Origin of the sequence: Massilia sp. GER05 (genome assembly GCF_052056005.1) — a bacterium.
Classification (GTDB): domain Bacteria; phylum Pseudomonadota; class Gammaproteobacteria; order Burkholderiales; family Burkholderiaceae_D; genus Telluria; species Telluria orientalis.
Genome location: NZ_CP178858.1, coordinates 6,074,723 through 6,086,519, shown reverse-complemented (window position 1 = coordinate 6,086,519; position 11,797 = coordinate 6,074,723). Strand labels below are relative to the sequence as shown.

The 11,797-nt window shown below is 59.5% G+C and carries 7 protein-coding genes and 1 pseudogene; 5 read left to right on the top strand and 3 right to left on the bottom strand.

The features are described from left to right. Positions 1-33 precede the first annotated feature (33 nt). From ACL58G_RS26925 to istB, 4 genes are all read left to right on the top strand, one after another. On the top strand, positions 34-552 hold the full coding sequence (locus ACL58G_RS26925; RefSeq protein ID WP_440963738.1) for a lytic transglycosylase domain-containing protein: 519 nt from the start codon (positions 34-36) through the stop codon (positions 550-552). Between the two features lie 204 nt (positions 553-756). Continuing rightward, the gene (locus ACL58G_RS26920) at positions 757-1,344 is read left to right on the top strand and encodes a hypothetical protein (RefSeq protein ID WP_440963737.1); all 588 of its coding nucleotides are present in this window, start codon (positions 757-759) and stop codon (positions 1,342-1,344) included. Positions 1,345-1,686: 342 nt separating this feature from the next. Then, a complete protein-coding gene (istA, locus tag ACL58G_RS26915) occupies positions 1,687-2,766 on the top strand; it encodes an IS21 family transposase (protein WP_440962794.1) in 1,080 nt (359 codons plus the stop codon). After that, the gene (istB, locus tag ACL58G_RS26910; protein ID WP_413382469.1) at positions 2,763-3,548 is read left to right on the top strand and encodes an IS21-like element helper ATPase IstB; all 786 of its coding nucleotides are present in this window, start codon (positions 2,763-2,765) and stop codon (positions 3,546-3,548) included. Before istA ends, istB begins: the two co-directional genes overlap by 4 nt. Positions 3,549-4,341: 793 nt before the next feature. On the opposite strand, the gene ACL58G_RS26905 is transcribed toward istB, so the two are convergent. After that, positions 4,342-4,803, bottom strand: a complete 462-nt coding sequence (locus ACL58G_RS26905) for a hypothetical protein (RefSeq protein ID WP_440963736.1) — start codon at positions 4,801-4,803, stop codon at positions 4,342-4,344. Positions 4,804-5,187: 384 nt separating this feature from the next. Between ACL58G_RS26905 and ACL58G_RS26900 the strand changes: the two are divergent. Continuing rightward, positions 5,188-6,486: pseudogene (locus ACL58G_RS26900) on the top strand (IS4 family transposase). 109 nt (positions 6,487-6,595) lie between these two features. On the opposite strand, the gene ACL58G_RS26895 reads toward ACL58G_RS26900, so the two are convergent. Both ACL58G_RS26895 and ACL58G_RS26890 read right to left on the bottom strand, forming a co-directional pair. Further along, positions 6,596-6,877 (bottom strand): hypothetical protein, encoded by a 282-nt coding sequence (locus ACL58G_RS26895; RefSeq protein WP_440963735.1) that lies wholly within the window; start codon positions 6,875-6,877, stop codon positions 6,596-6,598. Between the two features lie 8 nt (positions 6,878-6,885). Next, entirely contained in the window at positions 6,886-11,796 is a 4,911-nt protein-coding gene (locus ACL58G_RS26890) for an RHS repeat-associated core domain-containing protein (protein ID WP_440963734.1), read from the bottom strand. Between the last annotated feature and the right edge of the window lies 1 nt (position 11,797).

The window sequence follows — 11,797 nt, the reverse complement described above, 5'->3', positions numbered from 1 at the left end:
TGAAGCGCATGACGTAACGAGACAGGTGACGACATGGCCGACCAGATGGTGTGCACCGAACCCCTCGCGCGCCTGCGCGAGATCCACCGGCTCGTGCACGAGAACAACCGCTCCTGCCTGCCGGACGAGGTGATCGTCTGCCAGATCTACATGGAATCGCGCTTCGACTCTTGCGCCCAGCCCGCAGGCAGCAGTGCGCGTGGGCTGATGCAGTTGCTGAAGGTGGCGAACCGCGAACTGTTCCGGCTCGACAACCTGTGCAAGCCGGCCACCCAGCGCTGCGCGGAGCCTGCGCTGTATGCCGAAGCGGATGCATTTCACGCGAGCCCGGCGTTCATCGACGAGGCCACCAATATTCAGATGGGTACGCGCTATCTGCAGGCGTTGATCGACCGGGCCAGGCGCGAAAAGCGGGCGGATCCGATCGTGGAAGCGTACATGGATTATCGCGGCGTGCGGAACGGGATCTATTACCGCAAGATTTACTCGGCAGCGGAGAGGATCAAACGTAATCCGGACGATTTCGAGGCGTTGCGGGCCATGACGGCATGAGCGGAATGCAAAACAAAAATGATGCGACCATCACTCGTCATGCCACCAGTACGTCATATAGTGAGCTGGCCGTGTCTGCTCTCGGCCTACGGTGATTGGCTCTACATGTCGGTGTAGGAGGCCGGCCCGCCCGCCACGCCTTAGACGACCTGGCTTATCGTCGGGCTCACCAAGTCGACATCATGTGGTCCCACACGAACCGGCGTGATCGCACCAGCGGCGTGTCATGATCGAGTTCGCGACGCTGGATATGCCGGCGCTTGCGACTATTTCTCTCAAGACATCTTTTTTATTGAGATGCTATCTTTGCGCCATAAGCGAATGGATAACGTGACGGATTGCGGGGCAGAACTCGGCCAGGAACACATCGAAAGTGGCGGCAAGCGTATGTGGAAAAACAAAAGCGTAGGCGATTCCCAGATTTTCGACTGTACGCCGCCGGACACGTGGCTTCCCTCGCGACTTGCCAAGGAACGTTCAGCTATGATCGTCTTGCTGGAGCGAAGGGTGCCAACGGATGAGCAAGGTTGGCTTAACCTGGCATGGCGCCTACCAGCCGGACTGCGCAGCGCGCTGATCAAGGAGCTCGCGGCGGGCAATTGGATTGTTTCGATCTCGGATACCGGGTGGCCCCATCCGGGCAGCGTCGTCGTCACCATGTGTGAGCGATTCCACGCGACTCGCCGGGCGCCGCGGCAAGGAGCGTCATGGCGCGCAGCGAACGTCCCTCACTACTGGCGCGAAGAACTGAGCGAAAACAGCGGCGGCGCCGAATTCTTACTGATCACGTAAGCGTGGCATGGCACGCGCGTCGCTGGCTGACGCCTCTGGCAGTGCTTCTCCACACGGACCGTGGACAGGACCATGCACATGCACATGCACATGCACATGCACGTGCTCCACGAGGTCCACGGTCGTGCCAGCCTCGCTACCACCACCGTGTACACGCAGGCGAAGCGGAAGGCTGTCGAGCTAGCTACGCAGGGATGGGTTTCCTGGTACGCCCACCCGTGCCGGCTGAAGCCGCTCGGCTATACACCGCCGACAGATGTCAGCAGCGGTTGTAAACTGATACAGGCAGCGATTGAAAACTGATACACCGATTTGAGAAGATGGCCGCTTTGCGGAGCGGCCTTGAAACCCAAAGAGGTGTACGTGGAAGTCAAGCTACTGAAGAAGCATGGGTTGAGCCTTCGGCAGATTGCCGCTGAAGTCGGCTGCGCAGTGAACACGGTGCGCCGGCATCTGGCTCTGGAGGCCGTGCCGAAGTACGAGCGCAAGGTCAAGCGCCAGACGAAGCTGGCGCAATTCGAGCGGTATCTGAGGGATCGGCAGCAGGCCGCCCAGCCCGATACGATTCCAGCCACGGTGCTGTACCGTGAGATCGCAGCGCGCGGCTACGAAGGCGGCATGAGCCAGCTGCGCGCCTTCATGCGCACGCTGCGCCCGACGCCGCCGGTAGATCCGGTGGTGCGTTTCGAGACGGCGATGGGCGAGCAGCTGCAGGTGGACTGGGTCGAGTTCCGCAAGGGCAGCGCGCCGCTGTATGCATTTTGCGCCACGCTCGGCTTTAGCCGGGCCAGCTATGTGGAGTTCGTCAGCAACATGAAGGTGGAAACCCTGATCGCTTGCCACGAGCGCGCTTTCGCTGCCTTCGGTGGCGTGACGCGGCGGGTCCTGTACGACAACATGAAGACGGTGGTACTGGAGCGCGACGCTTACGGCGAAGGCGAGCACCGCTTCCATGCCGGCTTCCTGGACTATGCCAGGCATAGCGGCTTTGTGATCAAGCTGTGCCAGCCGTACCGTGCCAAGACCAAGGGCAAGGTCGAACGCTTCAACGGTTATCTGCGCCGTTCGTTCTACGTGCCGCTGGTGAGCCGGCTGGCGCAGAGCGGCCAGAAGCTTGATGTCGTAACGGCCAACGTGGAAGTGGCTCACTGGTTGCAAGAAGTGGCCAATGCACGCATCCACGGCACCACCGGGGAGCCGCCAGCCGCGGCGTTGAAGCGGGAGTCGGAGCACCTGCAGCCACTGCCAGCACCGTGGCGGGCAGACATTGCGGCAGCCCGGCCGCAACCGGCAGTAACGGCGCCTGCGGCACCACGGCCGGCGGCAGTGGTGGAGCGGATCGCGCAACCTTCTCCGGTACAGCATCCGCTGCAGGTCTACGACGCGCTGCTGATGCGGGTATCGGAAGGAGTGGTGGCATGAATCTGCAGCATGAGCGGATCGCGGCGCTGTGCGAGAGCCTGAACCTGCCGTTCGTGGCGCAGGGCTACAGCGCCGCAACCCAGAAGGCAGCCAAGCAGGGAACGGCCTACAGCGACTTCCTGGAAGGCTTGCTGAGGGAGGAAGTAGCTGGACGCAATGTGCGCAAGCAAAGCACGCTGACCCGGCTGGCCGGATTCCCGGCAGTGAAGACGCTGGATGAGTTCAACTACGACTTTGCCAAGGGCGTCAAACGCAGCCAGGTCGAGGAGTTGGCCGGCCTGGGCTTCGTCGAACGGCATGAAAACGTGGTACTGGTCGGCCCCAGCGGCGTGGGCAAGACGCACTTGGCAATGGCCCTCGGTTACAAGGCCACGCAGGCCGGCATCAAGACGCGCTTCACGACGGCAGCCGACCTGTTGCTGGCGTTGACGACGGCGCACACGCAGAACAATCTGAAGGCGGTGATGCACCGCGCGATCAAGGCATATCGGCTCCTGATCATCGACGAGATCGGCTACTTGCCGATGAACCGGGAACAGGCCAATTTGTTCTTCCAGGTGATCGCGGCCATGTACGAGCGCAGCAGCCTGGTCGTGACCAGCAACCTGCCGTTCGGGCAATGGGACACGACCTTCGCGCAGGACACGACGCTGACTGCGGCCCTGCTCGACCGGTTGCTGCACCATGCGCATATCGTGCCGATTGCAGGGGAAAGCTATCGCTTGAAACACCAGCGACAGGCCGGAATGATGAGGGGGAACGACGTTGCAGAACTGGGCTGAACACGGACGGTGTTCGGCGACGGCGGTGTATCAGTTTTAAATCGCTGGCATGACGAAATCTGTATCAGTTTTCAATCGCCGTTGACAACAGAAACCGACGTAAAGAATAGATGCAACTGAGCAGTCAGGCCATGCCGGGCTGACTCACACTAACTGGCCTCTACATGTCAAGTCCCGTCTGATCATAAACGCCTTTAACGAATAGTTGGAGTCGCTTCTGCTGTTTCTTATCACGTGATTATTTCTCGCGCTACCACGTGGCGTTCCACTATATGTAGGGCAAGCTGCTTTTTGTTCTTCTTCCGCAGACCCATAGGGTCTATTCAACTCCCCGGATCAGATGCGCACTGAAGCATTCATCCCGCCGAGCAGGCAAAGAAAGCCTACTCGCATCATAAATTAGGAAAAGCAGTTCGCAAAACGAGAAGGATCACAGACTTTGTCAGAAATGCTGCTCATTATTCTACTTGTCATAATTTAAATTGTTTCATTCGAGTTGTGCCGAAATGTAATTCTAGACTTAGATCGCCTTGCTTAGTACCATAAAGAATGTGACCTGTCTCCATTCACAGGAATTTAAGGAGACCATGCTTGGATTGCTGCTCGCAAAATTATCTTTAAAGACTTCTCGCATGCTATCAAAACCCGACTTTGTTTCAAATCAAATTTAGCAATATGTATTAACGACTCGACGGTTAAAATGCCATCGGACTATTTTCTTATGATTACGAATGTCATCGTACGGGACGTGGACATGGACTATTGCAACCATACACTCCCCAAAGACGCACGGTTATTTATACCAAACCACGATGCCACACCACGTCGACTTCAGGTCCGCTCTCGAAACTATGCCCCCCCAAGGGAACTCGAACACATCGGCGCCGAGTGATGTCGATGAAGGCAAGCACGCGAGATGCTTGGAGATGACTGTTGTAAGTGTTTTCTTCTCGGCCAGAAGGTCTTTTTCCGTGGCCTCATAACCCAAGGCGGCCACTCGGTCCTGTTCGAGCGTCAGCGTGACCGCCTGTACGACGTCTTTGAAGAATCTGAGGCCAACCAAGAAGCGTTGCCCCCACACCACAACTGACATGGGGCCATACACGACGTAATCCGGGGCGGACTTTCCGCCATTCATGTGCTGTCCAAGGCCACGGTCGAATTCCGATCGTTCAAGTCCTGGGAAGACCAATACCTGATCATCGGTGCACAGGACGCCGTTGTCTGAAGAAAAGTAGATGTTTAATGTTGTCATTTCGCGAATTTTAAAATGGGGCCCTTAGTCAGTTTTGGTTTATCGCCATCTTCAATGAAAATCTGTGAACCTCCGCCCGTTCCCAAATGAGGATTGGCAAGAGATGTGCCCTTTGCGACGCAAATGTCTTCTTTAACGACGAACGCTTGTACTTGTGTTCGCATCGGCCGCGCGTTACGGGTGTTGCCCGTATGTGCCACTTGAACAGCGTCATTGTGCCCTTTTGCCGAGCCCCCCTTTGACACCACCTCGTTATACACAAGTCCGCCATTGACGTCGCACGGCCCTTGTAAACGCCAGCGGAATCGCGTTTACTCTCGTCTTTTGCGTGGCGCAATTGGCGAACGGATCGGCGTGGACTGAACAGGATTCCGGCAACTCGATCTGGGCGATGCGCGCCTGAACCGGCGAGCGAGGACACTGATGGAAACGATGGCGGCAACACCGACGGCGAGCGTGCCGAAAGCGTGTAATGGCTGGGGCGAGACGATGGCGGCGTACCGCTTTTTTGACAATGCCAGCGTCGACTGGCAGGCGATCCTGGAGCCGCACTGGCAGCAAACGGAATAGATAATGGCCGGGCAGGCAGTGGTGTTGTGTCTGCAGGATACGACCGAACTGGACTTCAACGGACAACAGGCGCGCGGTCTCGGGCCGCTCAGCTACGAAGCGTAGCGCGGCATGTATGTGCACCCGACCTACGCGGTGACGACGACGCGCGAGCCGCTGGGCATTCTGGACGTATGGATGTGGGCTCGCGAACTGCGCAACGCCAGCGACCAGCGCGGCGGACCAAAGGAAAGCCTGCGCTGGATCGAAGGCTACGAGCGGCTGGCGGAATTGGCGCCGCGCCTTCCCGCGACCCGCCTTGTGTATGTGGCCGACCGCGAGGTGGACATGCTGCCCTTGATGGTACGGGCGCAGCGGTTGGACTGCCCGGTCGACTGGCTGGTGCGCGCCGCGCACAAGCGTTGCTTGCCCAACAGCGACAAGCTGTGGCCGCATGTCACCGAAGGCGCGTCGCTGGGCAAAATCGAATTCGCCCTGGCCCCGCGGGGAGGCACCAAAGCCCGCATCGTGCGCCAGCAACTGTGCGCGCGTCGTGTTGAACTGAATGCCGGCAACCGTAAAATCGTGACGGTGACCTGTCTCATCGCACGCGAGATCGACGCTCCGCCCGGCGTCAAGCCGATCGAATGGCGGTTGCTGACGAATCGCAGCGTCAATAGTGCCGCGGAAGTCGCCGAATTGATCGACTGGTATCGCGCCCGCTGGGAAATCGAAATGCTGTTCAACGTCCTCAAGAACGGCTGCAAGGTGGAGGCGCTTCAACTGGGCACGATCGAGCGCATCGAGCGCGCCCTGGCCCTGTATCTGGTTGCGGCCTGGCGCATTGCTTACCTGATGAGGATGGGACGTACCTGCCCGGACCTGGATGCCCGCCTGTTCTTTGATCCTGACGAGATCCGGGCCGCTTATCTGCTCAACAATAAGCTGGCGCGGCCAACGCCCAGCCTGAATGACGTGCTGCGCATGGTGGCCCGTGCGGGCGGATTCCTCGCCAGGAAAGGCGACGGTGAGCCCGGTGCCAAATCCATTTGGGAGGGCTTGCGCGATGTCCGTGCCTCGGCTAATACACTCAAAACGCTACGCGAAATGGGAATACTGTCGGGTTGTGTATAACGAGGTGGATTTAAACCGTCGTGATGTCCGACGCTGGATTTGACGCATCGAATCGGACGCGCAAGCTATTTATTCAGCGTTTCCTTTAGGCCTGCAGATTTCGAAATAACTACTGGGTCGATAGGATTGTTTCAGTTTTTGAGACTTCGTTTTCGTCCAGCCCCTCACAGATAAAGTCCATTCCATAATCAAAATCCAGCTTCGCGTAAATTTCACCATTGTTCAATTTGATCTTCGCTACCTCAGCTTCTGGCATACTGATCCATTCAATAGTGGAGCCTAAGGCGGAAGAAAGCTTGCTCATTAATGATCTAAATTCGTCCAAGGTAATGTCCTCGTTGATGGCGAAACGTTTTACCCCGCCTTGCTCTACAGATTTTATATATTTCATACGCGACCTCAATTGCAGCTAAATTTCTTTTGTATTGATGCCAGTATTTGCCCGCAGTCAGCATCTCCTATCACATTTTTATTAATGCTTCCCCGTGAGTTCTGTGCGGCTCCCATAATGTATTCGTAAGCTTCAGCACCTGTCTTGCCTTTCCCGTCGGCTTTTGCTATAGCTTGTGTCCAGGTCAACATTGGCTCAGGTTTTCCAGTAGTCGTACCAGTGTAAAGGCCAATCGCTTTTTGACGATCTTCCATCAACAGCCGGGCTCTAATTCGGGCTTCGTTCCGTAATTTGTGTGCCTGTCTAGCTTGTTGCTTAAGTGACTTACTCCGATCAATTTGACATGGAATCATTGATTCTTGCTTTATGTACCAGCAACGTGTCTCCAAATCGGATAAACTGCCGGGAGGTGGATCAGTTAGTCGGGTGCGAACTAAACCTAACGGATCTATAAAACCTGTTGGGATCGGGTATATATAGAAATTCGTGCCGCCTACAAGACGAATGGGATCCTGCGTCAAATACCGCGCCGTATCGGGATCGTAATACCTGTGGCGGTTATAGAACAACCCCGTTTCCGCATCTTCATACTGTCCTTGAAACCGGATCGGATTGCGTATCCCGGCCTTATACGCCGCAGCGCTGATCGCCTCTTTCGCGTGCCCCCACGCTTTGTATTGCGCCGACCAAGCGACTTGGCCCTCGCAATCCGTCAACTCCTGCGGCGTGCCCAGATGGTCGCACTGGTAGAAGCCGATCTCTTCCTTCCCAAACGGCTCGGCTTCCTCCTCGTACTCCCCATTCCATAGCGGATCAAGCGCAATGTCGTACTTACCGCCGTTGCGCGCCATCAGCGCCTTCACATCGGTGGTGGGCGCCAGCCGAAGTGCCTGGCTTCGACTGGCCTGCACCAACGGCACGAAGCTGTCGCGCTCATACACGTAGTGCACCGTTCGTTCGCTTGGCGCGTAGCCGTGATGCACGCTGCTTTCCAACGCCAGCGTGTCGCCGTCCCAGCCGTACATGGTTCGGGTCATCTCCCGGAACACAGTGCCTTCCATCACCTGGCTGTGCTTGGCAACACGCCGTCCCAGCGGATCGTAGGCAAAGGTGGTGACGCCATGCCAAGTGGTGGCGCGGGTCATCCGGTTAAACGCATCCCATTCATATTCGGACCGCTTGCCGTTCCGCACGCGTTCCACGAGGTTGCCGCGTTCGTCGTAGCGGTGGCTGACACCGGCATATTCTTTGAGCAGGTTGTCCAGCAGCTTTGGCAGCGGGGCATGACGGGCCATGGGTTCCTGCTGCGCGATATCGGCTACCTGGACGTTGCCGGCCGGGTCGAACGCGAAGGTTTCATGGCCCAACACGCTGTTTGCCGCCAGCAGCCGTCCGACCGGGTCGTAGCGGTATTCGACGCGGCCGCGCCGGCTGTCTTCCAGGCTGGTCAGTTGGCCGGACGGGTCGTAACGGTAGCGCCGCAGGATCGCGGCTTGCATGCCGGCTTGGACGTCGGGGCGATACTTGTCGGCGTAGAAATCCCGGTCCTTCTGGCTGACCTGTGCGATGGTTCCAAGTTGCTGTTCGATCAGGCGTCCGGCCGGATCGTACTTCATCGTTTGCAACAGGCCGTTGATCTGGGTGCGGCCGGTTTCCTGGTAGAGCGCGTCGCGCTCGAAGGAGACGAGGTCCTGCCCGTCGAGCAGGAGGCCGTGCACGTGGCCTGCGCCGTAGGTCAGCCATTCGACGCGGTGGCCGTCGGGGCGGGTGGTGCCGGTGCGCTGATTGAGTTCGTCGTAGTGGTGGTGCCAGACCGCGGTGCGCCTGTCGGGATGGAAAGGCCCCTGGTAATGCTGGTGCTCGCGGACCAGGTTGCCGGCGGCGTCGTAGAACCATTGCAGCCTGGCGTGTTCGTTCTTCGCTTCGGCCAGCTGGCCGTTGGCGTTGTAGGCGAATGTTTCGATTTGCTCCGACTGGCCGGGCGCTGCGGCCCGGCGTTGCACGAGCCGACCCGTGGGGTCGAAGTCGAGGCGGATGGTCAGGCCGGCTTCGACGGTTTCCGCCAGCACGCCACTGGCTTCGTCGTAGCGGTACTCGGTGGTCTTGCCATCAAAACCCTGTTCCTGCAGCAGGCGACCGACCGGGTCGTAGTGGAAGCGATAGACGCTGCCGTTTTCATTTTCCAGTGCGGATAGGCGGCCGAACGCATCCCACTGGTAATCCAGGCTATGTCCCAGCGCGTCGGTGCGCCTCGCGATCAGTCCGGCCGCCGTGTAGCGGTAGGCGGTGGTGCGTTGCAGTGCGTCGATGTGCGCAAGCAGCCGGCCTTCGGCGTCGTGGCGCAGTTGCTCTTCGCTGCCGTCGGGGTGGATGACGGCTTCGAGTTGGCCGGGATGGTTACCGCCTTCACCGTGTGCCTGCGTCAGCGTTTCGGCGCTGAGCGGCGTGTAACGGTAGCGGGTCACATTGCCGGCGGCGTCCATGCTTTTGACCAGACGCTTGCGGTCATCGTATTCCCAATGGCTGCTGTGCCCGGAACAGTCGGTGTAGCTGGCGAGCTGGCCGTCCGGCGTATAGGCAAGTTTCTTGACGCCGCCCTTGGCATCGGTGACTTCGACGGGCCGGCCGGCCTTGTCGTACGCGTACTGGGTCTTGTTGCCGAGCGGGTCTGTTTCCTCGACCAGATGACCCTGGACGTTGTAGTCACGCTTCCAGGTGCCGCCTTCGCCATCGAGGATGCCGGTGACGCGGTGCTGGTCGTCATACTCGAAGTGGACCTGGCTGCCGTCGGCACGGGTGTGCGTGAGCAGGTTGTCGTGTTCGTCGTAACGGAAATGCTCGCTACTGCCGTCGGTGTGAACGTGACGGACGATGTTCTTGGCGTCATCGCGGAAGAACCATTCCTCGCGCCCGTCCGGATGCACGACGCGGTACGTGTAGCCGGCGATGTCGTAGTAGTAGCGGGTCTCGTGGCCAAGCGCGTCGGTGACGTAGGTCAGGCGGATGTTCTTGTCCCACTCGAGCCGGGTGTCGTAGCTGCCGTCGTCGGCCCACTCGCGGATCGCCTTGGCACGGGCGCCGCTGTCGATGCTGGTGTCGTAGGCGAGGTTCATACCGCGTCCGGTGCGGTCGGTGTAGCGGGTGACGAGGTGTCGGTCGTACTGGTAGTGCCACGAGGCGGCGTTCTCGTCCTGCGCGCGGATCAGGTCGCCGTGGACATCGTAGTCGTAGGCGGCAAGTTGGCGCACCAGTTTGCCGTCCCGGATTTCCCACAGTGCGCGGATGTGGCCCGTATCGGCGTCGACCTGGGTGCCGGCATGGGCCACGATGGTCTCGTCCTGCTTGCTGATGATGTCGCTGAGCACCTGCTCGCCGGCGACAACGTGGTCATATCGCAGGCCAAGCGCGGCGCCGTCGCGGGCGTGTACGGCGATCAGACGGAAATGCTCCTTGCCCAGGTCGGCGGCCTTGGCGCGCACGGTGTCGGCCAGCTCATAGGTTTCGCGCCATGGGCTGGGTTCGCCTTGCGGCAGCGGCTTGCCGAAGTCGAGCGTGAGGAGGTTGATGCTCATGCGGGTGAGCGTGATTTGCTCGACCGGGTCGTAGTGGCGCTGGCCGATGCCCAGCCACGGATAGCGATGGCTGCGTCCGTCGGCGGCGTGATAGAGCAGGGCAGCGGGCTTGCCTTGGCCAACGACGTCGATGCGGGTGCTGTACGGCGTGAGCCAGCGTGCGCCGAGATGGCCGCCGTCAAAGGCGGTCAGCTGGCTGCGGTAGGTGCGGCTCCATTCGATGGGGAGCGGCGCATCCAGTACGAAGTCGGTATGTGTAAAAGTTTCGGCGCCGGTGGCGAAGCTGATCGAACGTGCGGTCCCGCCGGGTGCGGGGCACAGCTTGCAAACGTTAGCGTCGCCCTTGACTGGGCTTTGATGGCTGACAGCCTCCAGCTCGTGGCCGGGGTTGTTCTTGTTGTGATGCGCGCCCTTGGCGGACGGGACCAGCACCGGATGCCGCTTCTTATGCTTGATGACCGCGTCGCGCAGCCGCATCATTATCCACCGGATGCTCATCTGCGCCTGTTCGTCGGCCAGAGCGGCGAGCTTGCTGCGAAACGCCGGCTTAAAGTCGGTCAAGTGACCGATGATACCGGTCACGCCCGCTATTGCGCTCTGCGGCAGGTGGCTGGCTGCCGCGGCGACAGCGTAGTTCGCGGCCTTCTTGTACTGCCGGCCAAGGGCGCCAAGCATGCGGCGCCAGCTGCTTTTCACCTTGGGGTCGTACAGCTTGTCTTCCACTTCCGCAGGGGACGCCACGTCGAAAAGCGGTTCCTTGCCGATGCAGCGGTTGAGGATCTTGATCAGATCGTCGGCAATGCCGTCGGCAAGGTGGGCGCAATCGTCCAGCATCCCTGCCAGCTTGCCCATCGCACCATCGATAAAGGTCTCGATCTTTCCCGCCAGCGTGGCATTGAGGTGCGCGATCAGCACCTCGATCAGGGCGGCGCCAATATCCTTGACGCCCAGCGCCAGCTTTTGCCGGACCAGGTGCAGCGCGGGCCGCAGGCTCATGCGGGCGGCACTCATCGTCGGCGGAAACGGAACCACGCCGATCAAGTTGATGCCCAGGCTGACCCATTCCAGGAAATCAATTTCTTTCTTGGCGATGTACTTCTGGATGACCCCCACCATGTCCATGATGGCGTCGATCAACGCCATGATGTTGCCGATCACCGGCAGGCTACCGGCGACCGTGCTCAGGCGCTCCAACGTGACGTAGTCATAGCTGATCTTGCGCAACCATTTGTCAAAAGCGGCGGCTGCGGCGCCAATGTCTTGCTGGTCTATCGTGCTGAGTGGAGCGACTGCGACTTCCGGCACGCGTTCGGCCGGCTTGGACGGGGCTTGCGTGGGTTCGGTCATG

Excerpts from the sequence above, each read along its gene's own strand:
- istB (WP_413382469.1), top strand. The coding sequence starts at position 2,763 with ATGAATCTGCAGCATGAGCGGATCGCGGCGCTGTGCGAGAGCCTGAAC.
- ACL58G_RS26890 (WP_440963734.1), bottom strand. The coding sequence starts at position 11,796 with ATGACCGAACCCACGCAAGCCCCGTCCAAGCCGGCCGAACGCGTGCCG.
- ACL58G_RS26905 (WP_440963736.1), bottom strand. The coding sequence starts at position 4,803 with ATGACAACATTAAACATCTACTTTTCTTCAGACAACGGCGTCCTGTGC.
- ACL58G_RS26925 (WP_440963738.1), top strand. The coding sequence starts at position 34 with ATGGCCGACCAGATGGTGTGCACCGAACCCCTCGCGCGCCTGCGCGAG.
- ACL58G_RS26895 (WP_440963735.1), bottom strand. The coding sequence starts at position 6,877 with ATGAAATATATAAAATCTGTAGAGCAAGGCGGGGTAAAACGTTTCGCC.